Raw genomic sequence first — 24949 nt, 5'->3', positions numbered from 1 at the left:
CCGGCGTGCCGCGGATCAACGAGGCGTTCCTCAATCTCAAGGCGAGCTACCTCTTCGCCGAGGTCAAGAAGCGGACCCAGGCGTACCGGGCCGCGCATCCCGACGCCCGCCTGATCGATCTCGGCATCGGCGACGTCACGCTGCCGCTGCCGCCGGTGGTGGTGGACGCCCTGCAGGCGGCCACCCGGGAGCAGGCACGGGCCGAGACCCTCCGAGGCTACGGGCCCTACGTGGGCTACGAGTTCCTCCGCGCCGCGATCGCCGAGCACGACTTCGGCAGCCGCGGCGTGACGCTCGCGCCCGACGAGATCTTCGTCAGCGACGGCGGCAAGAGCGACGCGGCCAACATCCAGGAGCTGTTCGCGCCGGACGCGGTGGTGGCCCTGATGGATCCGGCCTATCCGGTCTACGCCGACGCCAATGTCATCGCGGGGCGCTCCGGCCCCGCCGACGCGAGCGGCCGCTACCCCGGCTTCGTCTACCTGCCGTGCACCGCCGAGAACGACTTCCAGCCCGCGCTGCCCGACCGGCCCGTCGACCTCATCTATCTCTGCTACCCGAACAACCCGACCGGCGCGGTGATGACCCGCGCGATGCTGCGCCGCTGGGTGGACTACGCGCGCGCGCACGAGGCGGTGATCGTCTACGACGCGGCCTACGAGGCCTACATCCGCGATCCCGACGTGCCGCGGTCGATCTACGAGATCGAGGGGGCGCGCGCGGTCGCGATCGAGTCGCGCAGCTTCTCCAAGAGCGCCGGCTTCACCGGCCTGCGGATGGCCTACACGGTGGTGCCGCGCGAAGCGCAGGGCCGCACCGCGGCCGGCGCGGCGGCCAGCCTGAACCAGCTCTGGCTGCGGCGCACCGCGACCAAGTCGAACGGCCCGCCGTACATCGTGCAGCGGGCCGCCGCCGCGGTCTACACCCCCGAGGGCCAGAAGCAGGTGCGCGGGCTCGTCGACTCCTACATGGACAACGCGCGCACGCTGCGCGAAGGGCTGGAGCGGGCCGGCCTCACGGTGTACGGCGGTCGGAACGCGCCCTACATCTGGATCCGGACGCCGGCGGGCACGTCGTCGTGGGATTTCTTCGACCGGCTCCTGGCCGAGGCGCAGGTCGTGGGCGTGCCCGGCTCGGGCTTCGGCCCGAGCGGCGAGGGGTACTTCCGCGTGACCGCCTTCGGCTCCCACGCCGACAGCGTCGAGGCCGTCCAGCGCATCGCGACGCGCCTGCGCGGCTAGCCGCTCCGCGCGCCGGCTGCTATCATCCCGCCGTGATCAAGGTCGTCACCTGCATCAAGCGCCGGCCCGGGATGTCGGTGGAGGATTTCCAGGCCTACTGGCGCGAGCGTCATCCCGAGGTGGTGGTGCGCTTGCCCGGCATCCGGCGCTACGTCCAGTCGCACACGCGGCCGGCCGGCTATCGCACGGGCACGCCGGTCTGGGACGGCATCGCCGAGGTCTGGTTCGACGACGGCCGCGCGATGCACGCGTTGCGGGGCAGCCCGGAGATGGCGGCGGTCGAGGCCGACGAGGCGCGCTTCATCGACCGCGCGGCGACGCGGGTGATCGCCACCGACGAGCACGTCATCAAGAACGAGCCGGTGCCGGCCGGGGCCGCCAAGAACGTGGAGCTCGTCACCCGCAAGCCCGGTCTCGCGGTGGCGGAGTTCCAGCGCTACTGGCGAGACATCCACGGTCCACTGGCCGCCCAGATCCCCATGATCCGCCGCTACGTGCAGAGCCACACGCGCGCCTCCGCCTACGAGCGGGGACGGACGCCCGCCTACGACGGCGTGGCCATCACGTGGTTCGACGACACCCAGGCGATGCGCGCCTCCGCCGGCACCGCCCAGTACGCGCTCGTGCGGGCCGACGAGCCGCACTTCATCGCGCCGGGCGCGCTGCCGATCATCATCACCACCGAGCACGTGATCCTGCCCTAGATGCCCGACGATCGCCGGACCCCGGTCGCCGACGCGCTCATCGACTTCGCGCTGGGTCTCGACCTGCGCACGCTCCCCGGCGCGGTGACCGAGGCCGCGGCGCTCTGCCTCACCGACTGGATCGGCGCGGCCATTCGAGGCTCGACCGAGCCGCTGGCCGCCGCGCTCGACACGGTGGTGGGCGCCAGCGGCGGGGACCCGCAGGCGACGATCATCGGGCGCGGCCGCCGGACCAGCGCGCTGCTGGCCGCGCTGGCCAACGGCGCCCAGGGGCACGCGCTCGACTTCGACGACACGCACCTGGCCTCGATCGTCCACGGCTCGGCGCCGGTCGCGCCGGCGGCGCTGGCCGTCGCGGAGTGGCGCGGCCGCTCCGGCGCGGCCGTGCTCGAAGCCTTCGTCGCCGGCTTCGAGGTCGAGACGCGGATCGGCCGGGTGATCGGCCCGTTGCTCGCCGACCGCGGCTTCCACGTCACCGCGGTCCTCGGCCACTTCGGGGCAGTCGCGGCGGCGGGCCGGCTGCTGGGGCTCACCGCCGAGCCGATGGGCCGCGCCCTCGGCATCGCGGGCACGCAGGCCGCCGGGCTCGAGCAGTCGCTCGGCACGATGAGCAAGCCGCTCCATCCGGGCAAGGCCGCCATGAACGGCATCCTGGCCGCCCTGCTCGCCCGCGAGGGCTTCACCGGCCCCACCGGGATCCTGGACGCGCGGCCCGGCTTGCCCGGCACCTTCGTCGGCCTCACCGACCTGAGCCCGGCCCTGGCGGATCTGGGCACCCGCTTCGAGATCCTCGACAACAGCACCAAGCTCTACGCGGCCTGCCATCTGCTGCACGCGACGATCGACGCCGGCCGCGCGATCCGCGAGCGCGCCGCACCGGCGGCCGAGGCGATCGCCGAAGTCGAGTGCCACGTGCCGCCGCTCGCGGTCAAGGTCGCGGCGATTCCGGCGCCCCGCACCGGGCTCGAGGCCAAGTTCAGCGCGGCCTACTGCGCGGCGCTCGCGCTCAGCCGGGGCGACGCCGCCGAGTCCGACTTCGCCGCGCCCGAGCCGAGCCTGCTCGCGCTGGCCGGCCGCATCCGGCCGGTGGCCGACTCCACGCTCCGCATCCCCGAGGCCCGCATGCGCGTGCGGCTGCGTGACGGGCGCGTGCTCGACGAGGCGGTGCGGGCGGCGCGCGGCACGCCCGGCCGTCCGGTGTCTCGACGCGACGTGGAGGAGAAGTTCCGCCGGCTGGCCGGCGTCGTCCTGCCCGGCGCGCAGGTGGACCGGCTCCTGGAGCACCTCGGGCGTCTGCCCACGCTGCCCGACGTCGGACCACTGCTGCGCCTCACCTTCAAAGGAGAGCGGCCATGAAGTTCGGATTGCGCTACGCGAGCCTCGGACGCTATGGCAACGGACCGGCGGCGGTGGAGCTGGCGCAGGCCGCCGAGGCCGCCGGCTTCGACTCGATCTGGACGGTCGAGCACGTGGTGGTGCCGCAGGCCTACCAGTCGCGCTATCCGTACTCCGCCTCCGGGCGCATGGGCTCGGGCCTCGAGGACTTCCCGATCCCCGACCCGCTGATCTGGCTCGCCTACATCGCCTCGGCCACCCGCACGATCAAGCTCGGCACCGCGATCCTCATCCTGCCGCAGCGCAACCCGGTGGTGACCGCGAAGGCGGTGGCCACGCTCGACCACCTGGCCGGCGGGGGGCGCGTGCTGCTGGGCATCGGCGTGGGCTGGCTCGCCGAGGAGTTCGCCGCGCTCGGCCTGCCGTTCGCGGACCGCGGGCCGCGCACCGACGAGTACGTGGAGGCCATGCGCGCGCTGTGGAGCCAGGAGTGCGCCACCTTCAAGGGCCGGTTCGTGTCGTTCGAGCGCGTCTACTGCCGGCCGCTACCGCCCGAGCGGCGCATCCCGATCATCGTGGGCGGCGACACCGCGGCGGCCGCGCGCCGCGCCGGGCGGCTCGGCGATGGCTACTTCCCGGCCCGCACCCCGTCACCCGCGCTGCTCGATGAGATGCGGCGGGCCGCGGAGGCCGCCGGCCGCGATCCGAAGTCGATCGAGATCACGGTGGCGGCGCCCGCCGACCCGGCGGAGATCGAGGCACTCGCCCGCCAGGGAATCTCGCGGGTCGGAGTGCCGGTGAGCGCGGCGGCCGGCCTGCCCGCGCAGGTGAAGACCCCGGACGACGTGCTGCGCTACGGCCGCGAGGTGATCGCGCACTTCCGCTGACGGGGTCAGGTCTTGCATTACGACATTTCCCCGACCCTTCCGTGGTCGAATCGCCATGGGACCTTGGTCGTATGCCGTGAGTCCCCCTTGACGCGCGTCGGGTTCGGGTGGAGCCTCGCCGGTATCCGGTCACCGTCGTCACCCCCCGATCACGAGGAGGACAGGGCATGGCCCGAGACGCGAGCATCGTCACCGCGATCTGCCTGGCCGCCGGGTTGCTGGCCGGCTGCAGCACCGCTCCCACCACCACCGCCGAGAAGGACGAGCTGACCCGCAAGGCGCAAGCCGAGCGCCAGGAATGGAGCAAGCTCGATCCCGGCATCGAGGAGATGGCCAAGAAGAGCCACGCCTTCGCCTTCTTCCCCGAGATCACCAAGGGCGGGCTCGTCTTCGGCGGCGCCTACGGCCGCGGCGTCGTCTTCGAGCGGGGCCAGCACATCGGCTATGCCGACGTGACCCAGGCCTCGTTCGGCCTGCAGGCCGGCGGCCAGACCTACAGCGAGCTGATCGTGTTCGAGGACAAGGCGGCGCTCGACCGCTTCAAGCAGAACCGCACCGATTTCGGCGCCAACGCGTCGGCCATCATCGCCGAGACCGGCGCGGCCACCAACGCGCGCTTCGTCGACGGCGTGGCCGTCTTCGTGCGGCCGCTGGTCGGCGCCATGGCGGAGGCCTCGCTCGGCGGTCAGCGGACCACCTACATGGCCAAGTGAGCCGCGCGTCCGGCCCTGGCGCGCCCAAGCGAAAGGAAAGGGGATCCACCATGAGCCTGTTCGGCAGCATCCTTCAGAAGCTCGGATTCAATCGTCCCGCCGCTGAAGCCGCTCCCGCCCCCCAGGCTGCCCCGGTGCCGTCGGCGCCGGCCGCCCCGGTGGTCACCGCGCCGCCCCCGCCGGTGGCGATCACGGTGGTGGACGTGGTGGCCAAGCTGGAAGGCCTCGCCGCCGCGAATCCGCAGAAGCTCAACTGGAAGGTCTCGATCGTGGACCTGCTCAAGCTCCTCGACCTCGACAGCAGCCTCGCCTCCCGCAAGGAATTGGCGACGGAGCTGGGGTGTCCCGCCGAGAAGATGGGCGACTCCGCGCAGATGAACATGTGGCTGCACAAGACCGTGCTGCAGAAGCTGGCCGACAACGGCGGCAACGTCCCGAAGGAGCTGCTGAGCTGAGGAGGACCCCGCATGGCGAGCAAGGCGAGCTTCTCCCCCGAGGAATGGACGAAGGTGCTGCAGAGCGTGATGATGGCCGGCATCGCGGTCACCGCGGCCGAGCCGAGCGGGCTGTGGGGGACGCTGAAGGAGAGCATGGTCGCCGGCCACGCCCTGCTCGAGGCCAAGAGCGATACGAAATCCAGTGAGCTGATCAAGGCGGTAGCCGCGGACTTCGAGACGTCCGAAGGCCGCGCCGCCGCCCGGGATCGGCTGCAGGCGACGCTCACCGGCAGCAAGCCTGGCGAGGTCAAGGCCAAGGCGGTCGCGGCGGTGCGCGACGCCGCCGCGCTGCTGGACGCCAAGGCGCCGGACGAGGCGGCCGCCTTCAAGGCGTGGCTGCGTCACATCAGCCAGGCGGTGGCCGAGGCCTCCACCGAGGGCGGCTTCCTGGGCTTCGGCGGCGTGCGCGTCAGCGAGGCCGAGAAGGCGACGCTGGCCGAGATATCCGGCGCCCTCGGCGTGAAAGGCTGAAGGACCCGGTCCTCAGGACGGGATCACGTCGATCGGCAAGAGGTCATCGTGGCGAACGGATCTCCACCTCGACGTTGAGGGGGCCGTAGAGGTAGTGGACCGGAGGCTCCGGCACGGTCCAGTCCCCGTACACCGCCTCGAGGAAGCCCTCCGGGTCGGCCGGGACGGCGACCTCGATGCCGTCCACGAAGCTGGCGATCCGCAGGCCCGCGAAGATCGACTTGTCGAAGCGGTAGTGGAAGATCCGGGCGGGATCGGCGTCGGCGTTGGTGATGGCCCAGCCGCCGCGGGCCGGCTTCACCACGTCCACGTCGACGAAGAGGCGCGGGTGCTGCGGGTGCACCAGCGAGAGCTTGAACTCGTTGTCGATGCGCACGCCGTACCCGCGGGCCCTCATGGCCGCTCGCCACGCCGGCAGCCGAGCCGCGTCGCCGTCGAGGATGCCGAGGTCGATGTCGCGATCGCCCACGATGAAGCCGCCGTCGCGCACGCAGCCCAGCAGGCTGCCCCACAGCAGGAACGGCCGTAACCCCGCCTCGGCGGCGAGGGCGAGCGTCTCGGCCAGCACCCGCGGTCCGTTGACCAGCAGATCGAAGGCGGCCAGCCCGAGCCGACCGGCTCGGACGGCGCCGAGATGGCGCGACGCCCGGGCGGGATGCCGGCGGCCGCGGGCCAGGGCGCGGGCGAGCTGGCGATAGGGCGACGGCATCCGTGGGCGGTGCAGGAAGGAGCGGGCCAGCGCGAGCGGCGATCGGGCCGCCGGCGGCCCGTCGAGGCGAGTCCGCTCCCGGGCGCAGCGCTCGTAGTCCGCCGGCGTGTCGATCTCCCACCACGGCAATCCCGCGGTGTACACGGGCCAGAGCCCGTCGCCGCTCATCAGCACGTCGTAGGCGCGGTTGGGGAACTCGCGCTGGCCCCCGGCGGCAATGACCGCGTCGATGCGGTCGAGGAAGGCCGCCGAGTCGCGCGCGCCGATCTTCACCAGCTGACCGCTCTCCCCGACCGATCGCGTGGGCGGCACGTCCCGGCTGTACCGCACGATGCGTCCCTCGCGCAGCTCGACGTGGAACTCGCCGTCGACGTGCGGACGCAGCGGATCGACGAGACACGCGTTGGCGTGCGGCGACCGGAGCAGGCGCTTCACGATCGTCGGGCGGTACAGGACGTCGGCGTTCTGGAAGACGAAGGCCGAGCCCCTGACCGCGTCGGCGGCCGCGTGCAGCGACACGATGCTGTTGGTGGAGGCGTAGCGGTCGTTGCGGACGACGCGGCATCGGCCCGCCACGTGCTCGATCACGCGGTCGGCCAGATGACCGGCGACGACCGTGACGTCGGTGATCCCCGCCGCGGCCAGCGTCTCCAGCTGGTGGTCGAGCAGGGCGCGGCCGTCGATCGGGAGCAGGCACTTGGGCGAGCGCTCGGTGAGCGCCCCGAGGCGGACGCCGGCGCCGGCGGCGAGGACGACCGCCTTCGGGGGCACGTGTCGATCCTCGGCTATTGGATCAGCGCGTCGGCCCGGACGAGCACCGACGGGGGAATCGCGAGCCCGATCGCCTTCGCGGTCTTCGCGTTGATGACCAGCTCGAACTTGGTGGGCTGCTCCACCGGAAGCGTGGCGGGGGACGCGCCCTTCAGGATCTTGTCGACGACGACCGCCCCGTGCCGGAACATCGCGACGAAGTCCGTGCCGTACGACATCAGCAGGCCGCCCTCGGCCCAGCCGCGGTGCGAGCCCGAGGTGGGGAGTCGCTGCTCGATGGCCAGCTCGGCGGCGAGGGCGGGGAGGCGATCGATGCGCCCCGCCGCGTAGCGCTGCTCGAGGACCAGGTTCTGCCCTTCGACGTAGCCCAGCTGACGGAGTCCGTCACGGAAGGCGGCGAGCCAGGGCTTGTACTGCTCGAGGTCCTCCGCGACCAGCGAGAGGAAGCCGATCCGCCAGGTTCGCGCGGCCGGCTGCGCGTCGGCGGGGTGCGTCGCGCCGAGATTGCAGACGGCCACCACGACGAGGGCGAGCGTCCGGAACCTCACGGCGAGGTACTGTTGCACGTCGGCGGGCCGAAGGCAATCAGTGGCGGCCGTCCGGCGGCCCGGCCGAGCCGTCCGGCGCGCGATCGACGACCCAGAGCGTGCCCGACGGCGCCAGCATGCGCCGGTAGGGCACCGCGTGCAGCACGCGGGCCCCGGCGGGCAGTCGCTTGACGATACCGTAGCGGCCGGGGCGGCCCCCGTTCACGTCGGAGACCGCGACGCCGCCGTTGGCGGCCCGCTGCGCGTGCTCGGGATGCGCGTACTGCAGCCAGCCGTTGATGACGTAGCCGCCGTCCAGACGGCGCGCGTCGATCCCGGTGTCCCGAGCCCACGCCACCGCGGTCCACAGCGCGCGGTTGTACTGCAGATGATCCCAGGTGCCCACGCCGCTCACCGTGGCCATCATCGCCACGCCGAGCAGCGCCAGCCGTCGCCGCGGGACCCCGGCCGCGCCCAGCCGCAGCGCGACGACGATCGCGACGAGGGGCAGCGCGTACCGGTCGTAGAACAGCCACAGCACCGTGCCCATCGCGAAGTAGCCCAGCGCACCCCAGGCGAGGCCGCCCGCCTCGGGGCGCAGGCCGCGCCGAGCGAGCGGGGCCAGCGCGAGGGCGAGCGACAGGGTGGCCACGAACATCGCGGCGAGCGACCAGGGCAGGGAGCGGACGGGAGCCACGGTCAGCGGCGGAACGAGCGCCTCGGTCGCGCCCAGCTCGCGCAGGCTCCAGATGAACTCCGGATCGAGTGGCGCGCCGACTCCGCCCCGAGCGAGGAGCGTCCCGGTCAGCGCCGCCGCCGCGAGCAGCCCGACCGGCAGCGCGACGCGCGCGCGCTCGCGCGAGAGGCTGCCGAGCGCGAGCGGGGCCAGCGCGACCCCGAGCGTGCCGACCACCACGGTGAGGTTCGCGAGGAGCCAGCCGCCGAGCTGGAGCCCGTCGAAGGTGAAGTTCACCTGCCAGCGCCAGGCCCACGAGCCGTGGACCCAGGTGAGGTCGGCACGAGATTCGGTGAGCGACGGCCGGGCCAGCGTCAGGAGCGCCAGGACGACGATCGGCGCCGCCGCGGCGGCAAGCTGGACCCGCGTGGGTCTCCACCAGCGGGTGGACGAGGGCCATCGCGCGAGCAAGAGGACGCCCGCGAGGAAGATGCCCACCGGCCGGATCGCGACGGCCAGGCAGGCGAACAGGCTCGCGGCGGCCAGGGCGCGCGGCGAGCCCCGGGTGAGCGCGCGGACGAGGGCGGCGAAGGACCAGATCGTCACCGTGACGAACGGCACGTCGGTCATGAACGACAGCGAGAGGATGAAGTAGACCGGGTAGAAGGCCAGGACCGCGACGCCCACGAGGGCGTCGACGCGGCGGACGCCCAGCTCGCGCAGCAGCAGGTGGAGGCCCACCAGGCCGAGCAGCGAGGCCACCCACGTGGACAGGCGCAGCGCGCTGAACGAGAAGCCGAGCGGCAGGCAGAACAGCGCGCCCCAGAGCACGTGCGCGACGTTCTGGCTCACCGACCAGTCCAGGATCTTGAGCTCGCCGGTGCGCAGCAGGTGCTCGACCGCCCACGCGTAGACCCAGTCGTCGACGAAGGGCGCATCCTGCAGCGGGCGCAGCGCCACGAGGGGCACCGCCCATATCAGGACGATGAGTCCCAGGTCGGCGAGCCCCGGCCAGCGGGCGCGGAGGCTCCGAAGCCGGCCGCCCGCCGCCGAGCTCACGGCCGGCGCGTGGGGTGACCAGCGCGGGTGCGCTCGCGCAGCGTCGCTCGGCGTGGCATGGGGATCGGCTCTCGGGCCGATGCTGGCAGAGGGCCCGGGGCAAGTCAATCGACGGCGTGCTACCGTACCGGCGGCCCAGGCGCATGCTCTTCTTCGTCGCGCTGCTCGTGGAGGGGATCCTCGCCGGCTCCGTCTATGCTCTGGTGGCGCTGGCCTTCGTGGTGGTGTACCGCGCCTCGCGCGTCATCAACTTCTGCCTCGGCGAGTGGGTGACCTTCGCGGCGCAGCTGGTCGGCACCGGGACGCACGCGCTGGCCCTTCCCCTGGCCGGGGCGCTCGCCTTCGCCTCCGCGGGCATGGCGGTATTGGCGCTGGCGTTCAACCGCGTCGTGCTGCATCGGCTGATCGGCCAATCGCCGATCTCGCTCGTGATGGTCACCATCGGGTTCGGCGCGGTCCTGCAGGCGTCCACGGTGCTGTTCTTTCCCGCCGGCTCCGGGGCCATCTCGCTGCCGGTGCCGTCCGAGCCGATCGAGATCGGCGGGCTCTTCCTCGTGCCCGGCAAGCTGATCGCCGCCGCGATCGCCGGCCTCGGCGTGCTGATGGTCGCCCGGGTCTATCGCACGCGCACCGGCCTCGCCCTGCGCGCGATCGCGGACGATCCGCAGGCCGCGATGGCGAGCGGCATCGACATCGACCGCCACGTCGTGCTCACGTGGTCCATGGCCGGCGTCATCGCGGTGGTGGCGGGCACGCTCTCGGCCGCGGTGGGGGGCGGGGGACTGAGCCTCGTGCTCGTCGGGCTCAAGGTGTTCCCGATCGTCGTGGTCGGGGGCATGGACAGCGTGGTGGGCACCGTGGTGGGCGCGCTGCTGATCGGGGTGCTGGAGAGCGAGGCGGCCGGCTATCTCGACCCGGTGCTGGGCGCGGGGTTCAGCAGCCTCGCGCCGTATCTCGTGCTCCTCGGCGTCTTGCTGGTGCGGCCGTACGGTCTGTTCGGGACGCCCGGCATCGAGCGGATCTAGGTCCGGGCGCGTCGCGCGGGGCTACCGCCAGAGCACGCTGAGCCCGGCGCGCACGACGTAGTCCGGTCCCTGGCCGGCGAGGGAGGTCTGGATCCCCGCGTCGATCGCGAGCCGGCGCGTCAGGCGATAGACGAGCCCGACATTGACCGCCAGCAATCCGCGCCCGCCGCGCTCGTCGGCGGAGTTGGACAGCATCTCGAGGAAGCCCAGGAGCGACGGCGTGATGTCGTAGGAGAGCGAGGCGGTGGCGATGACCTGGGCGAGATAGCCGTTCGGGCGCGTCTGGCCCACCGCGGCGGCGCCCACGTTGACCTCGAGCTCGAAATCGTGCGGCAGCTCGAAGCTGGCGAGCAGCAGCACGCCGAAGTCGGGCCGGCCGGTGCCGATCGGCTCCTCGGCCGCGGGCAGCTTCGCGAAGACCTTCACGCCCAGGTGCGGCGGCCACCGGGCGTCCTCGAAGCCCTCGACGAAGCGATACCGGACTCCCAGCGTGACGTCGCCGATGCCGGTGTCGTCGTCCGCACCGCGCACGCGCACCAGGGGCGACCAGCCGAGGTTCAGCTCGAGGTCATGCAGGAGGCCGAGGCGGAGGTCCGCCTCGGCCTCGACGGTCTCCTCGGTCGGCCGGCCGCCGCGACGCTCCCGCGAGTACGCAAGGCCGGATTCGAGCTGCAGGGCCCCACGGGGCACCAGCCGCGCGCTCTCGGTGACCTCCGGCCGGTCGGGCTCGATCTCGTCGGCGCGCGCGGCCGGGACGCCGGCCGCCATGAGGGCCAGAGCCACCGCCATCCGCAGCGCCGCCTTCGCCGTCTCGAACGTGAGCGGCGCGGCCCGGGATATCGCGCTCAGGCGTCGAAGATCCAGGCGACTCCGGCCACCACCCCGAGCGAGAGGAACACTCCCAGCCACCACAGGACGTCGGCACTCATCATCCCGGCCCACCTCGCTTTCGTTGGTGCCGTCGGACAGAGCAAATGGCGGACCACGACAGGGGGCAAGTGGAATCCTGGGGTTACACCTCCGACGGACGCCGGGCCGGTGGTCCTTTCCCCACCCAGGGAGAAACTTTCCCGCCCTTTGGCCCGGCTCCGACCACGCGGGCCGCCGGGCTCAGCCCGCCGAGCGCGCGGCGATCGTCTCGGCCAGGGCCAGGACGCGCCGGGCGTCGTCGACGTGGAGATTCTCGATCAAGCGACCGTCCAGCACCACCACGCCGCGCCCGCCGGCGACGGCGTCGGCATGGGCGGCAATGACCCGGCGGGCCCAGTCGACCTCGCTCGCGCCGGGCGCGAAGGCCTCATTGGCGGCGGCGACCTGTCGAGGATGGATCAGCGTCTTGCCGTCGAAGCCCAGCTCGGCGGCCTGCCGACAGGCGGCCGCGAAGCCGGCCTCGTCGTCGAGGTCGAGGTGGACGCCGTCGAGCGCGGTGATCCCGGCGGCACGAGCCGCGAGCACGCAGAGCTCCAGGCTGGTCAGGAGCGGAATCCGGTCGCGCGTGGGACGCGCGTGCAGGTCCTTGGTCAGGTCGGAGGTGCCCATGACCAGCGCGCCCACGCGCGGGCTGGCCGCGGCGATCGCCGCGGCGTTCAGGACGCCGCGCGGCGTCTCCAGCATGCACCAGACGTCGCGCGTCGGACCCAGACGCTGGAGCGCCGCGGTCACGGTCTCCGCGGACTCGACCTTGGGGAGGAGCACCGCGTCGACGGGGGCCTGCGCCACCGCCGCGAGATCGTCGGCTCCCCACGGGGTGCCCGGCCCGTTCAGCCGGACGATGATTTCACGCGGGCCGTAGCCGCCGGCCCGCACCGCGGCCAGGACCCGGGCGCGCGCCCCCGCTTTCGCTTCCGGGGCCACCGCGTCCTCCAGGTCCAGGATCAGCGCGTCCGCGGGCAGCGTGCGGGCCTTCTCGAGGGCCCGCGCGCTGGAGCCGGGCATGAACAGCACGCTGCGTCGCGGTCTCATGGCCGCGCGAGATCGGCGGCGGTCATTCCTCGCGCGACTCGCGGATTCGCCGGGTGCCCCGCACCACCGGCACCAGGGCGTCCATCACGAAGCGGATGCGCGGCAGGTCGGTGTCGCTCGCGGTCACGGTCGCGGCGATGGGATTGAGCAGGCGCAGCGGGCCGGCGTTCCACGCCTCCGGCACCAGCGCGCCGACGTGAGGCCGGCCGCGGTCGGCGTTCTTGAGCGTGTAGCGGGAGTCGACCTGGATCAGCCGCGGAGCCGTCGTGCCGTCGAGCGGCGCCTGCGCCAGCGTCACCGAGTGGATGTACTGCACGTCGCCGGGGGAGATCGGCTCGGGATCGATGAGACCGCCGTCGAGCACCGTCGTCCCGTCGCGCGTCACCGTGGTGATGATGCGGTCGTGCCGGCGGGTGAACGTGACGTGGCCCGCCACCACCGGCAGGCCCCAGCGCTCGCGCAGCGCGGTGGCCGCGTCGGGCGTGCTGGCCACCGCGCCCAGGACGAGCCCGCGCGGATGCGCGCCGGCGCGCCCCATGAGCCGGAGCTGAGCGAGGATGAAGGGGCCGACCGGGCTCTCGGGATAGCGCGTGACCCAGATCGTCGCGTACGGCGGAATCGCCGGATGCATCGCCGGCGGCAGCAGTGACCCGGTCGCGCGCGGGACCTCGAAGGCCAGCTGGAGGATCTCCGCGCCGGGCAGCGTCCACGCCTCGGTCTCGAGATCGCGCATGGTGGGGAGGCGGTCGACCACGCCGGTCAGCTCGAGGGTGCCGAAGGTGGGCATCAGGCGCCCGCGGCCGCCCCGCTGGCCGGCTTGTCGCTCGCGAACGCGGGCATGACCTCCCGCGCGAAGAGCCGGAGGCTTTGCAGCACGTCGGCCTGCGGGATCACCTCCATCGCGTTCATGAGGAAGTTGACGCGGTCCACCCCGACCGCCTCCCAGCGCTTGAGCGCGTTCAGCACGCGCTGCGGGCCGCCGAGGGCGAGCCCCTCGCCCGCCTGCTCGCTGGCGTCGGGTCCGGTGGCCTGGCGCCGCAGCTGGGGCAGCAGCCCGAGCGACTGGTACGAGCGGCTCGGGAACGCCTCGCGCGCGGAGATGAGCTGCGCGGCGAGATAGTTGAAGGTGTCGGCCATGCGCCGTCCCGTGGCGCGGCCGGTGGCGTCGTCCTCGTGGCAGTACAGGAAGTTCACGGTGCTGACCTGATCGTTGACGAACGCGCCCACCGGCTCGCAGGACCGGATGCGCCGGCGGTACTCGGCGATGCGCCGCTCCTGCTCCGCGAATTGCCCGAAGGTGAGCCCGAGGCTGCCGAGGCCGCGGTCCGCCGCGTCCAGCTCGGTGCCCGGCGAGGTCACCGCGACCCAGAGCGGCGGGTGCGGCCGCTGGTACACCCGGGGCACGATCGTTCGCTCCGGCATGGACCAGAACTCGCCGTCGTAGCTGAAGGTCTCCTGCGTCCACATCCTCGGCAGGCAGCGCACGAACTCGTCCCACGATTTCTTGGTGGTGTCGGGATTGGCGCGGAAGCCGCCCAGCTCGGTCCAGGTGGCGGACCGGCCGGTGCCGACCTCGAGCCGGCCCCCGGAGAGGATGTCGAGCACCGCGGTGCGCTCCGCGATCTTGATCGGGTGGTTGAACTCCGGCACGCAGATGACGATGCCGTGGCCGACGCGGATCTTCTTCGTGATCATCGCGCAGGCGGTCAGGAACAGCTCGGGGGCCGGGCAGTGCGAGTACTCCTCGAGGAAGTGGTGCTCGACCGCCCACACCTGGTCGAAGCCCAGCTCGTCGGCGAGCTTCACCTGCTCGAGCGCGTTCTGGTACACGGTGCGATCCGACTCGCGCGTCCACGGGCGCGGCACCGAGATCTCGTAGAACAGGCCGAACTTCATCGGCTCCTCCTGGATGCGGCGGCTGCGGCGGTCATGGCCGCGGAGGCCAGGCCGGCTCGTGATGGCCGAGCGGGACGGACGGGCGGGCCCACCGCGCCGGCGTCTCCGAGAGCTGGACGACCGGCGCGAGGTGGCGCAGGCGACCGGCCGGCGTGTCACTCGTGGTGGACCAGCGGGCGATCTCCTCGGGCGAGAACTCCTTGGGCACGTTCGCGAGCCGGCTCTCGGGCACCTCGCCGCGGCCGACGATGAAGCGGCCGGTCTGCGCCAGCGAGATGCGCACCAGCCAGCTGCCGCCCTCGCGCGCCCGGCGCGCCAGCGCGGCCAGCGCGCCGAAGGCCATCAGATAGCCGGTGATGTAGTCGATCGCCGAGGCCGGGTAGAACTGCGGGCCCGGCTCGGCACCGGGAAACAGATGGCCCTGCCGCCGGGTGATGCCGCTCACTGTCTGCACCACCGTGTCGAACCCGCGGCGCGAGGCCCACGGGCCGACGTGGCCGAAGGCGCACAGCGAGACCACGACGATGCCCGGGCGCAGCCCGGCCAGCGTCTCCGGGGAGAAGCCGCGGGCGGCGAGCGTGCCCGGCCGGTAGCCCTGGGAGAATACGTCGGCCTCGCGGACCAGCGCGCGCAGGGTCTCGACGTCCTTGGGCTCGCGCAGGTCGAGATAGGCCGAGAGCTTGCCGTGCCCGGTGTCGTACTCCTGGTAGCCGAGGTTCGGCAGGTGGGCCGCGGTGATCTTCAGCACGTCGGCGCCGTGCTCGGCGAGTGTGCGCGCGCCGGTCGGCCCGGCGAGCACGCGGGTGAGGTCCAGCACCCGGACGCCGGAGAGGGGCCGATCGCCGTCGGGCAGGGCCTCCGGCGCGCTGTCGCCGATCTTGACGATCTCCAGCAGCGGCAGCGAGGCGATCGCGGCCGCCTGCGGATGCCGCGCCCACTCCTCCATGCTCCGGACCATGCCCCCGGCGCCCTTCGCGGCGATGATCGCTTCCTCGAGCGCCAGCGCGTCCCAGCCGGCCACCGCTCGGCGCACCGCCTCGGGATCCTCGGGCACGCCCAGCACCTCCAGCGCGGCGGCGCGATGGTTCGGGAAGTTGCAGTGCAGGTAACTCCAGCGTCCGTCGCGGGCGGGGTAGACGCCCATGATGGTGTTGCGGTCGGTCGGCATCGCCGCCCCGTCCAGCTGGAGATAGTGCCCGCTGCGGAGCGAGGCGGTGGCCCGGCGCGTGTCGACTCCGATCTGCTGGCGCCGGCCGGTACGCAGCGCCCACAGCTCGGACACCGCCACCCCCACCGCGGCCAGGGCGGCCGCGCCGACCTCGCCGATGCGGAACGAGGTCGGAAGGACCGGATCGGCGCCACCGGTGATCTCGACCGAGCGGGCGAGGTCCGGCTCGACGCCGGCGACCGGCAGGATCGTGCGCAGGGCGTCGTGGCTCATGGCCTGGCGGCGATCTCCCGGGCGAAGTGTACAGCGGAGCGCGGCCCGCGCGCTCCGCTCACTTCCGAAGGGGAGACGGCCCCCGGCCGCCGGGGCCGCGCGGCGCCCGGGCCGGCTCGTCGTCGCCGGCCGGAGCGCCGCCTCGGCGGATGCGGCGGCTAGAGAGAGCGGAGGAAGTTCAACACGTCCTGCTTCTGCTGCTCGCTGAGCCGGTTGTAGGTCGCCACCACGCCGTTCGCCTCGGAGGCGCGGAACCTCGCGCTGGCGGCGCTCGCGTGCGCCTGGATCGCCTCGAGCAGGTCCGTGGTGCGCCCGTCGTGGAGGAAGAAGAGCCGCTGCCCCAATCCCCAGAGCGGCGCGGTCCGGAACTCGTCGGGTCCGGCCTGCACCTGTGGGATGTCGTCGGCCAGGCCCGGGCCCATGCCGTGCAGCAGCAGGTCCGAGTAGAGGTTGACCGGCTGGTGGCGGAGCGCGGCCACCGCCGAGTTGCCGGTCTGCATCGTCGGAGTGTGGCAGAGCGCGCAGCCCACGCTCTGGAACAGGTTCTTGCCGCTCGCGATCGACGCGGCGTTGCCCGGCCGGTTCGTCGACGGCCTCGGCGGGGCCAGGAAGCGCATGAAGTGGGAGAACTTCTCGATCGCGCTCATCCCCTCGATGGCGTTCCCCGCCTCGCCGCCGGTCACGTCGTTGGGCGTGGTCGCGAACTGGCAATTCGCGGTCTCGTCCCGCTCGGTCTGGAACAGCTCGTTACTGATGCCCATCTCGACGTTGTAGGCCTCGCCGGAGAACATGAGCAGCGACTTGTTCTGCGCCTTCCAGCCGAAGCGGGCGATGGTGCCGTCGTTGCCGCTGAGGTTGGTGGTGCCGTTCAGCGGGAACCGGTGGGGCCGCCCGCGGATGCCGAGCGTGCCCTTCCGGGGCGCGGCCGCGGTCTGATTGGCCAGGATCGTGCTGTCCGGGATCTGCTCGATCAGCCCGGCCCCGAAGATCGGGGTGGGGATTCGGAAGATCAGGTTGTTGGCTCGGCCCTGCGCCGCGAAGTCTTCCTGCCGGATGTTGCAGCCGGACGCATTCCCGGTCGCATCCACCCGCCCGCTGATGACGAAGAGGGCGTGCACGCCGCCGTCCCGCGTGCCGTCGGCGTTGAACTTGAACCGGGCCTCGCGTGCCGGCCCGTCCGGCTTGATGAAGAACGGGACGGTGTTGCGGGCGCCCATCGCGGTCGCCATCGCGAACTGCGGATTCACCGCGGGGCTCGAGCCGCCGACGCCGCCCTGGACGTGGCAGCCCCCGCAGCTGTTCAGGTTGAAGCGCGGGCCGAGGCCGTCACCCACGCCTTCCTCCTCGAGGAAGTCCGCGCGGCCCGCCTCGAAGGAGGTCATCTGCGACCGGGTGAGGCCGTGCAGCGGACCGCCCGCCGCGTCCGGTCCCCCGCGAGGGCCGGGGTCGCGCGCGCGCAGGGCCAGCTGCGCGCGAGGCGCGCTCACCACGCTGGTCAGCAGAAGGAGTACGGCGAGAGCCACCAGAGTGAGCCGCGTCTTCGTCATGTGCGCCTCCCGATTCCGGAGCAGCGAGGCGATGCGTCGAGCGCGCGCGACGGCGCCACCGCCGATCGAGCGCTCGTGTCTCGCGGAATCTAGGTCGGCGCCGGGAAGCGGGTCAATGTGACATCTGTGCCACGCGCGCCGACGCGTGTCGCATCGGTGTCACGCCCAGTCGACCTGTCGACGTCACGGTGCGGACGTCCCCGATCGCCGGCGCGGCGGGTCGACGATGTCATCGTTGTCGTCACCACGAGGAGCGAAGAGGAATCGTCGCGCAGTCGCGCGACCGGGGATCGAGATGAAACGGGCGGGGAGCTAGCCGCGGCCGGCGGGCCGGCCGCGCGGGGCGGGGACCACCTCGGCGATTTCCAGCTCGCGCAGCAAGCGCAGGAGCGAGGTTCGCTCGATCTGGAGGGCGGCGGCGGCTCGGCTACGGTTGCCCGAGTAGTGGGCGAGGGCGTCGAGGACCACCTTGCGCTTGAACTCCATCATGGCTTCGTGCAGGGGAATGAGGCGAGCCGCGTCCATGGTCGCTGAGGCCCCACGCATAATTCGTACCTCGCCCGCGCGGAGAAGCTTCTCCGTCAACAAGCGCCGATTCGTGTGTTTCGGTGCCCGCAACTGTCTTCATACAATGTGAAATTTACACGGGGACCATCGAGGATTTACACGCTGCCCCCGGTATTTACGCGGCCCCGGAAGGGCGACAGTGTCTCCGACGGGTCTCTGGGAGGTGCGTGGCTCGGGTCGGGCCGGTCCAAGGCTGCGCAGCGAGGCCGCGGGTTCGGGCGCTACTCCTCGGCGACCAGCTGCCGCTTGGCGGCGGCCAGGTCCTTCCGCTTGGCGTCGCCGATGGTAGGGTAGGCGAGGTCCAGGGACCCGAGGGCCTCGATCACCGCCGAGGCGACCACCACCCGCGTGAACCACTTGTGGTCGGCGGGCACCACGTACCACGGCGCGCGCTTGGTGGCGGTGTTCCGGATCATGTCCTCGTAGGCGTCCATGTACTCGTCCCAGTGCTCGCGCTCCCGGACGTCGTTCGCCGAGAACTTCCAGTTCTTCGCCGGCTCCTCGATACGCTCGAGGAAGCGCTTCCGCTGCTCCTCGCGGGAGACGTGCAGGAAGAACTTGCGGATCACCGTCCCGCTCCGGGTGAGATGGCGCTCGGCGGCCCGGATGTCCTGGAACCGCTCATCCCAGACGTCCTTCGTGACCAGATCGGCGGGCAGCCGCTGCGCGGCGAGCAGCTCGGGATGCACGCGGACCACGAGCGTCTCCTCGTAGTAGCTGCGGTTGAAGATGCCGATGCGCCCGCGCTCGGGCAGGCACTTCAGGCAGCGCCACATGAAATCGTGGTCGAGATCCTCCGGCGACGGCGCCTTGAACGAGAAGACCTGGCAGCCCTGCGGGTTGATGCCCGACATCACGTGCTTGATCGCGCTGTCCTTGCCCGCCGCGTCCATGGCCTGGAAGATGAGCAGGACCGACCAGCGATCCTGGGCGTAGAGCATGTCCTGCAGTTCGGCGAGGACGTCGATGCCGGTGGCGAGGGCGTCCTTCGCGCGCGACTTGTCTTCGGAGGTGAAGTCGAGCGTGTCCCCCGGGTCGACGTCCTTGAGGCGGAAGCCGTCGTCGGTGACCCGGAACGGCTTGGCGAGCTTGTGCGCCATCTTGACCATCCGCTTCATCTCTTTTCGGTTCACGCGCGCACCTCGCCTCTCACGCTGCGACGGGTTCCGGCTCGACCGGGTCGCATTCTAGCACTCGCGATCCGTCATCCGCGTGAGCGCGGCCCGCGGGACGGCCGCGGTCCGCGCCCGCGGGTCGGTCGTGTCTCCGCTCCCGGTAAGCCCTACCGAGAAGGGTTGGAGCCGAGGCTCGCCCGCCCGTCGCGAACCTCGTTCTGGGACGCGACGATGGCGGGGCGCCGGCGCTTGGCACGAACGATGCCGCTGCCCGGGCAGACACAACGCACTGCCGACCCAGGAGGCAATCGATGGACGGAAGACTGCATCGCGTGACGTGGTGGTCCGGCTTCGCGGTGGCGACGCTGCTCGCCGTTTCGGCCTGTTCGCAGACCCCGAGCCGCACCGGGAGCATGACCGCGGCCGGGAACGGCACGATGCTCACCGGGGGGCAGGAGGTGCCGCCCGTCAACACGCAGGCCTCGGGCGTGAGCACGATCGAGTTCCTCAACGACAAGGTGGTGACCGGCGCGGTGAAGACCAGCAACATGAACGGCACCGCGGCCCACATCCACATGGGCGCGGCGGGACAGAACGGACCGGTGATCATCACCCTGCTCAAGAGCGGAGACAACGCGTGGGTCGTGCCCGGCAACACCGAGCTGAGCAGCGCGCAGCTGGACGCCCTGCGCGCCGGCAACCTCTACGTCAACGTGCACAGCGCGGCGCATCCGAACGGGGAGATTCGCGCCCAGTTGAAGCAATAGCGCTCCGGCACCGGAAGCATGACATGGCCGATGAGATGGCCGCGCGGCTCGACGTGCCGACGGGCGCGCGGGTACTCGAGACCGCCTGCGGCACCGGCATCGTGACTCGCCGGCTCCTGGGGCGGCTGGACGAGCGCGGCCGTCTCGTCGCCACCGGTCACAACGCGCCCATGCTGGCCCACGCGGCGTCGCGGCTGCGGGTGGTGTTCTTCTCGGCGCGTCGGCCCGCCGGCTGATCGCCGCCCGGTCCGCCCGGCGCCCGGCCTAGCCGGCCATCGTGAGCGCGACCAACACCGCGGCGCCGATGATCACCAGCAACAGCGCGCGCCCGCGGCCCGGCGCGCGCTCCGCTTTCGGCCCCGGCTCGATGCGCCGCCGCAGCCCCGGACCCGGCTCGAGCCGGGCCCGCGCCGCCTTGAAGTCGGGGTTGAGATCCAGCGCGCGCTGGTACATCTCGTGCGCCTCCGCCGTGCGTCCCTGACGCTCGCGCGCGAGCCCGAGATAGTACGCGGTGGTAGGGTCGGCGGGGGACTGACCCAGCACCTCCGAGAGCACCGACTCGGCGTGAGCCAGATCCCCGGTGCGAAGCAGACAGACCCCGAACAGGAAGAGCGCCCAGGACTCGCTCGGGTGACGCGCGAGCACGCCGTCCAGGACGCGCCGGGCCTCGTTCGGCCGGCCGTACTCGAGCAGCGACCACGCCCGCTCGGTCTCCACCTGAAAGTCGGCGGTCACCTGCTCGGCTTGCCGACGACGCGCCTTCTCCCGCTTCTGCTGCTCGAGCCACGCGTCGGCAATCATGTCGCGCTGATTGCTCTGGATCGAAAGCGGCGCCGAAGGGAACATCGCCCACCTCCCGGAGCCTGAATGTCGCCCCGGGCCAATCGGATGGCATCGCACGTGCCAGCGCGGGTGTGCCGCGAGATCGCACCGTTGTGAGGCGGCACATCGCGCGCGGAGCGGCAACCTGCCCGACGGGAGGATTTCTGTCCCCGTCGGGCAGCGATGACGCGGGGAGGCTGTGGCTATCGCCGGCCGCTCAGCTCTCGAAGATCTGGTCGGGCTGGACCGTCACCGCGTCCTGCCGCCACCAATCGCCGGCCGCCGCTTCGGCCGCCGCCGAGTCGGCCTGCTGCGTCATCACCGGTGCATCGTCGTACCCCAGGTCCTTCGTCGCCGCGAAGCTTCCCGCGATCAGCAGCGTCCCGAGCACGAGCGTCGTCCGACCCATCATGGCTGCACCTCCTGGCTGATCTGCCGGAGGATAAGGGCAACCGCCGTGCCGCCCGGCGAGTCGGGGCCTCGAAGCCGCGATGGCGCCTGCGGCGGCGGCCCGGCCGCGACCGAGCGGCAAGGATTACCGGGTAGGGCCGGCCGCTACTTGGCCAGCGCCTCGCGCATCCGGGCCAGCGCCGTCCCGTAGACGTGATCCGGCCGCAGCAGCATCGCCACGCGCTTGTCCTGCGCCGCGATGCGATCGTACTCGGCCCAGTCGCGGCTGCGCCGGCGGGTGGTGGCGCTGTAGATGTGGCGCCGCGCCGCCCGGAGGGCCTCGGGATCGGTGTTGCCCGAGTGGGTCAGCTCGGCCTTGCCCTCGAAGACCAGGAATCCCGACCACCAATCGGCGTGCGAGATCAGCACCGAGCAGCGGGGATCGCGCACCAGATTCTTGAACTTCATGCGGGTCTCGGTGATGGAGATGCCGACGCCGCCGTCGCGCGGGTAGACCGTCACGATACTGAGCTGCGGCATGCCGTTGCGCCGGAACGAGGTCAGGACGCCCTGCGGATTGTCGTGGATGAACTGCTCGATCTGCGGCGGCAGCGGCTGGTGCGTCGCCATCGGGGCCTCCTGAGAAGGGTCGGGTCGAATGTGGGTCAGCGTCGGACCACGTAGCCGATCGACTCGCGGTCCCAGGTCGCGGCGGTGATGCCGGCCTGCCGCAGCGCGGTCTTCTGCAGCTTGCCGGTGGCGGTCTTGGCGAGGTCGGGGACCACCTCGACGAAGCGGGGGACCGCGAAGTGCGGCATGCGGGGCGCGCACCAGTCGAGCAGCGCCACCGGGTCGAGGGCGACGCCCGGCGCGGCCACCACGCAGGCCTTCACCTCGTCCTCGCCGCCCGCGCCGGCCAGGCGCACGCCGACGACCGCCGACTCCGCCACCGCGGGGTGCGCGTTCAGGACCTGCTCGATCTCGAAGCTCGAGATGTTCTCGCCGCGCCGGCGGATGCAGTCCTTGATGCGGTCGACGTAGTGCAGCCGGCCCTGATCGTCGAGACGCCCGGCGTCGCCGGTGTGGAACCACAGGTTGCGCCAGGCCTCCACCGTCCGGTCCGGCATGCGGAAGTAGCCGGCCATGAAGCCGCCCGGCACCTTGGGTCGGATCGCGATCTCCCCGACGCGTCCCAACGGCAGCGTCACGTCGCGGTCGGGGTCCACGATGCGTACGTCGAACCATTCGGTGAGCAGATAGCCGGCGCAGCCCGGGACCAGCGCGTCGCCCAGGCGCGTGTAGGCCACGATGTTGCACTCGGTCATGCCGAACAGCTGCATGAACGGCACGCCGAAGCGCGACTCGAACGCGTGGCCCCACTCCTCGGCGACCGGCACCGAGACGATCAGGCGCAGGCGGTGGTCCCGATCGCGATCGGTCGGCGGCTGGCGGAAGATGAACTCGGGGATGACCCCGAGTCCGTTCGTGACGGTGGCCTGCGCGGCGCGCACCTCGGCGAGCCACGTGCTCGCCCGGAATCGCTCGGCGACCGCGACCTCCGCGCCGGCGATCAGACTGCCCACGAACTGCAGGAGCAGGGCGTTGGCGTGGAAGAGCGGCATGCAGATGAAGTAGCGGTCGGCCGGGGTCAGCGCGGTCGCCTCCGCGGTGCCCAGCCCGAACAGGAAGCAGTGGGCGTGCGGGATCAGCACGCCCTTCGAGGGGCCGGTCGTCCCCGAGGTGTAGAGGATCATGGCCACGTCGCCCGGGTCCGGCGTGCCGAGCGCGTGATCGCGCGGGGCCGGAAGGCCGCGCAGGTCCCGGAAGCCGAGGCGGCGGATCCCGGCCAGGCACGGCGGCGTCGGCGTGGCGGGATCGCCCACCACGATCAGCGCCTCGGGCGGTACGGCCCCGACGGTGACGTCGGCCAGGTTGGAGGCCAGGGCGTCCTCGATGACCACGACGCGCGGCTCCGCGTTGTGAAGCTGATGCTCGAGGAACGCCCCGCGCAGCGCGGTGTTGATCGGCACCCAGATCGCGCCCAGCTTCACCGTCGCGAACAGCAGGCCCATCGCCTCGGCGCGGTTGCCGATGAGGCTCAGGACGCGATCGCCGGCCCGCACGCCGAGGGCGGCCAGCGAGCCGGCGAGGGCGTCGGTCTCGTCGTGCAGCTCGCGGAAGGTGAAGCCCTGCCCGTCCTCGAACCGCACGAACGGGCGCTCGCCGTGCCGAGCGGCCTGGCCGCGGACCAGGTGGACGAGCGTCCACTCCGACCAGGGCGGCCGCGCCATGGGCTCCCGCGTCGTGGGGGTCAGGCCGCGGTCACCCCGCCATCGACCGGCAGTGCCGCGCCGGTGATGAACGACGCCTCGTCGGAGAGCAGGAAGAGCGCGGCGTTGGCGATCTCCTCGGGCCGGCCGGTGCGCCCCAGCGGGACCGAGCCGGCGGCGCGCCGCCGCACCAGGTCCTCGGGATCCATGCCCGCGGTGGATTTCTGGTCGGGGCGCGCCACGAACACGCGCAGCATCGGCGTGTCGATGGGACCCGGGCACACCGCGTTGACCCGGATCTTCTCGGGCGCCAGCCGCACCGAGAGGCTCTTGACGAAGCCGACCACGCCGAACTTGCACATCGAGTACACCGGGCTGTAGGCGGAGCCCTGCAACCCGGAGGTCGACGCGGTGTAGAGCAGGCTGCCGCCCCCGCGGGCGCGCAGCTCCGGGATGGCCGCCTCGGTGGTGAGCAGGATCGAGCGGAGGTTGAGAGAGATGGCCAGATCGAAGGCGACCATGTCGATGCCCTCGACCGCGGCGGGCCCCGGATGCCCGACGTGGTTCCACACGAAGTCGAGGCCCTTGAAGCGGCTCACCGTGTCCCACACGATGCGGCGCGAGTCCTCGTCCGCGGTGAGATCGGCGACCAGACCGTGCGCGGTGCCGCCCGCGGCGGTGATCTCGTCCACCACGCGCGTCACGCCGGCCGCGTCCACGTCCACCACCGCGACCTGCGCGCCCTCGCGGGCGAAGCGCAGCGCGCCGGCCCGGCCCATGCCGGAGGCCGCCGCGGTCACGATCCCGATCTTGCCGGCCAGTCGCATCGCGAATCCTCCTTCCGTGAGGGGTCGAGTCTACACCCAGCGCCGCAGCCGCCGGAACCAGATCAGCTTGTCGCCGAAGCCGGGATAGGAGGCGTTGAGCCCGCTGGGGTTCGGGAGCACGAACACGCGCGCGCGGCCGATCCGCTCTCGCTTGGGCCCGGGGCCGCCGGAGGCGGCCGCGCCGAAGAACGCCCGGTACACGGTGACGCCCACGAAGGCCACCACCTCGGGGCGGGCGCGGCGGATCCGCCGCGCCAGCTGCACGCGCCCGGCCGCGAACTCGGCGCGCGTCAGCTCGGCGGCGGCCCGGGTCGCGCGAGGCACGATGTTGGTGAGCGCCAGCCCGTGCTCGGGCAGCCGCCCGTCGTCGGCGTAGGTGAAGGCGGTGGGGATCAGCCGGGCCGCGTGCAGCAGCCGCCAGAACGGATTGCCCGGCCCCGCGAAATGGTGGCCCACCTCGGCCGACCGCAGCGACGGGTTGATCCCCACGAACAGGACACGCGGCCGCGCCCCCACGATCGCCGGCAGCTGCCGCAGCTGCCGCCCTCGCCGCCTCGTCATGGCCTCAGGCCGCCGCCGGGTACACTATCTCTCCCAGGAGGTCCATATGCCGATGCCGCTCAGCGACGACGTCAAGCAGCTGCTCGACGGCCCCAACTTCGCCCACCTTGCGACGCTCATGTCCGACGGCTCGCCCCAGTCGGCGCCGGTCTGGGTCACGCGCGAGGGC

The 24949-nt window shown here is 72.3% G+C and carries 28 protein-coding genes; 11 read left to right on the top strand and 17 right to left on the bottom strand.

The features are described 5' to 3' along the window. The first annotated feature begins 5 nt into the window (after positions 1-5). From VKN16_26200 to VKN16_26170, 7 genes are all read left to right on the top strand, one after another. Positions 6-1241, top strand: coding sequence for an LL-diaminopimelate aminotransferase (locus tag VKN16_26200; GenBank protein HME97714.1), 1236 nt, complete (start codon positions 6-8; stop codon positions 1239-1241). 32 nt (positions 1242-1273) lie between these two features. After that, positions 1274-1945: an EthD domain-containing protein gene (locus tag VKN16_26195; protein HME97713.1), complete on the top strand. Its 672-nt coding sequence runs from the start codon at positions 1274-1276 to the stop codon at positions 1943-1945. Continuing rightward, positions 1946-3301 carry an MmgE/PrpD family protein gene (locus tag VKN16_26190; GenBank protein HME97712.1) on the top strand — a complete coding sequence of 452 codons (1356 nt, stop codon included), beginning with the start codon at positions 1946-1948 and terminating at the stop codon, positions 3299-3301. Then, entirely contained in the window at positions 3298-4167 is an 870-nt protein-coding gene (locus VKN16_26185; protein HME97711.1) for an LLM class F420-dependent oxidoreductase, read from the top strand. The genes VKN16_26190 and VKN16_26185 overlap by 4 nt, the downstream gene beginning before the upstream one ends. Before the next feature lie 167 nt (positions 4168-4334). Beyond that, positions 4335-4880 (top strand): lipid-binding SYLF domain-containing protein, encoded by a 546-nt coding sequence (locus VKN16_26180; GenBank protein HME97710.1) that lies wholly within the window; start codon positions 4335-4337, stop codon positions 4878-4880. Positions 4881-4930: 50 nt separating this feature from the next. Beyond that, positions 4931-5335 (top strand): DUF3597 domain-containing protein, encoded by a 405-nt coding sequence (locus tag VKN16_26175; protein HME97709.1) that lies wholly within the window; start codon positions 4931-4933, stop codon positions 5333-5335. A gap of 12 nt (positions 5336-5347) precedes the next feature. Further along, a complete protein-coding gene (locus tag VKN16_26170; protein ID HME97708.1) occupies positions 5348-5848 on the top strand; it encodes a hypothetical protein in 501 nt (166 codons plus the stop codon). 43 nt (positions 5849-5891) lie between these two features. On the opposite strand, the gene VKN16_26165 is transcribed toward VKN16_26170, so the two are convergent. Genes VKN16_26165 through VKN16_26155 form a run of 3 tightly spaced genes read right to left on the bottom strand, consistent with a single transcriptional unit; the run spans position 5892 to position 9590 of the window. Continuing rightward, entirely contained in the window at positions 5892-7328 is a 1437-nt protein-coding gene (locus VKN16_26165) for an NTP transferase domain-containing protein (protein ID HME97707.1), read from the bottom strand. A 14-nt stretch (positions 7329-7342) separates the two neighbouring features. Beyond that, the gene (locus VKN16_26160; GenBank protein ID HME97706.1) at positions 7343-7876 is read right to left on the bottom strand and encodes an ABC transporter substrate binding protein; all 534 of its coding nucleotides are present in this window, start codon (positions 7874-7876) and stop codon (positions 7343-7345) included. Positions 7877-7913: 37 nt separating this feature from the next. Next, complete coding sequence (locus tag VKN16_26155) at positions 7914-9590, bottom strand: glycosyltransferase family 39 protein (GenBank protein ID HME97705.1); 1677 nt, start codon at positions 9588-9590, stop codon at positions 7914-7916. A gap of 143 nt (positions 9591-9733) precedes the next feature. Here VKN16_26155 and VKN16_26150 point away from each other — a divergent pair, with 143 nt between their 5' ends. Then, a complete protein-coding gene (locus tag VKN16_26150; protein HME97704.1) occupies positions 9734-10615 on the top strand; it encodes a branched-chain amino acid ABC transporter permease in 882 nt (293 codons plus the stop codon). Positions 10616-10636: 21 nt separating this feature from the next. Here VKN16_26150 and VKN16_26145 read toward each other — a convergent pair whose 3' ends face one another. The 8 genes from VKN16_26145 to VKN16_26110 form a co-directional block, all read right to left on the bottom strand. Beyond that, complete coding sequence (locus VKN16_26145; GenBank protein HME97703.1) at positions 10637-11404, bottom strand: transporter; 768 nt, start codon at positions 11402-11404, stop codon at positions 10637-10639. A 321-nt stretch (positions 11405-11725) separates the two neighbouring features. Further along, on the bottom strand, positions 11726-12577 hold the full coding sequence (locus VKN16_26140) for a CoA ester lyase (protein ID HME97702.1): 852 nt from the start codon (positions 12575-12577) through the stop codon (positions 11726-11728). Between the two features lie 22 nt (positions 12578-12599). Next, complete coding sequence (locus VKN16_26135) at positions 12600-13364, bottom strand: acetoacetate decarboxylase family protein (GenBank protein ID HME97701.1); 765 nt, start codon at positions 13362-13364, stop codon at positions 12600-12602. Then, positions 13364-14473 carry an LLM class flavin-dependent oxidoreductase gene (locus VKN16_26130; GenBank protein ID HME97700.1) on the bottom strand — a complete coding sequence of 370 codons (1110 nt, stop codon included), beginning with the start codon at positions 14471-14473 and terminating at the stop codon, positions 13364-13366. The genes VKN16_26135 and VKN16_26130 overlap by 1 nt, the downstream gene beginning before the upstream one ends. Positions 14474-14504: 31 nt before the next feature. Beyond that, positions 14505-15914: a CoA transferase gene (locus tag VKN16_26125; GenBank protein ID HME97699.1), complete on the bottom strand. Its 1410-nt coding sequence runs from the start codon at positions 15912-15914 to the stop codon at positions 14505-14507. Positions 15915-16072: 158 nt separating this feature from the next. Further along, positions 16073-17461: a di-heme oxidoredictase family protein gene (locus VKN16_26120; protein ID HME97698.1), complete on the bottom strand. Its 1389-nt coding sequence runs from the start codon at positions 17459-17461 to the stop codon at positions 16073-16075. A 312-nt stretch (positions 17462-17773) separates the two neighbouring features. After that, entirely contained in the window at positions 17774-17986 is a 213-nt protein-coding gene (locus VKN16_26115; protein ID HME97697.1) for a helix-turn-helix domain-containing protein, read from the bottom strand. Positions 17987-18249: 263 nt separating this feature from the next. Beyond that, positions 18250-19137: a polyphosphate kinase 2 family protein gene (locus VKN16_26110; GenBank protein HME97696.1), complete on the bottom strand. Its 888-nt coding sequence runs from the start codon at positions 19135-19137 to the stop codon at positions 18250-18252. Between the two features lie 317 nt (positions 19138-19454). On the opposite strand from VKN16_26110, the gene VKN16_26105 reads away from it, so the two are divergent. After that, positions 19455-19910, top strand: a complete 456-nt coding sequence (locus VKN16_26105) for a CHRD domain-containing protein (protein HME97695.1) — start codon at positions 19455-19457, stop codon at positions 19908-19910. A gap of 23 nt (positions 19911-19933) precedes the next feature. After that, positions 19934-20146: a hypothetical protein gene (locus VKN16_26100; protein ID HME97694.1), complete on the top strand. Its 213-nt coding sequence runs from the start codon at positions 19934-19936 to the stop codon at positions 20144-20146. 28 nt (positions 20147-20174) lie between these two features. Here VKN16_26100 and VKN16_26095 read toward each other — a convergent pair whose 3' ends face one another. The 6 genes from VKN16_26095 to VKN16_26070 form a co-directional block, all read right to left on the bottom strand. Then, positions 20175-20756 (bottom strand): tetratricopeptide repeat protein, encoded by a 582-nt coding sequence (locus tag VKN16_26095; protein HME97693.1) that lies wholly within the window; start codon positions 20754-20756, stop codon positions 20175-20177. 193 nt (positions 20757-20949) lie between these two features. After that, complete coding sequence (locus tag VKN16_26090) at positions 20950-21144, bottom strand: hypothetical protein (protein HME97692.1); 195 nt, start codon at positions 21142-21144, stop codon at positions 20950-20952. 143 nt (positions 21145-21287) lie between these two features. Next, positions 21288-21752, bottom strand: coding sequence for a TIGR03618 family F420-dependent PPOX class oxidoreductase (locus VKN16_26085; GenBank protein ID HME97691.1), 465 nt, complete (start codon positions 21750-21752; stop codon positions 21288-21290). Between the two features lie 35 nt (positions 21753-21787). Then, entirely contained in the window at positions 21788-23413 is a 1626-nt protein-coding gene (locus VKN16_26080; GenBank protein HME97690.1) for an AMP-binding protein, read from the bottom strand. 20 nt (positions 23414-23433) lie between these two features. Then, on the bottom strand, positions 23434-24219 hold the full coding sequence (locus tag VKN16_26075) for an SDR family oxidoreductase (protein HME97689.1): 786 nt from the start codon (positions 24217-24219) through the stop codon (positions 23434-23436). A gap of 30 nt (positions 24220-24249) precedes the next feature. Next, entirely contained in the window at positions 24250-24780 is a 531-nt protein-coding gene (locus VKN16_26070; protein ID HME97688.1) for a mismatch-specific DNA-glycosylase, read from the bottom strand. Here VKN16_26070 and VKN16_26065 point away from each other — a divergent pair. Beyond that, a partial coding sequence (locus VKN16_26065; GenBank protein HME97687.1) for a pyridoxamine 5'-phosphate oxidase family protein occupies positions 24779-24949 on the top strand: 171 nt, incomplete at its 3' end. The genes VKN16_26070 and VKN16_26065 overlap by 2 nt on opposite strands.

This window comes from Candidatus Methylomirabilota bacterium (assembly GCA_035315345.1).
In the GTDB taxonomy this organism is placed as follows: Bacteria; Methylomirabilota; Methylomirabilia; order Rokubacteriales; family CSP1-6; genus CAMLFJ01.
Note: the sequence above shows the minus strand (reverse complement) of the source record. Positions and strands in the feature narration are given on the sequence as shown.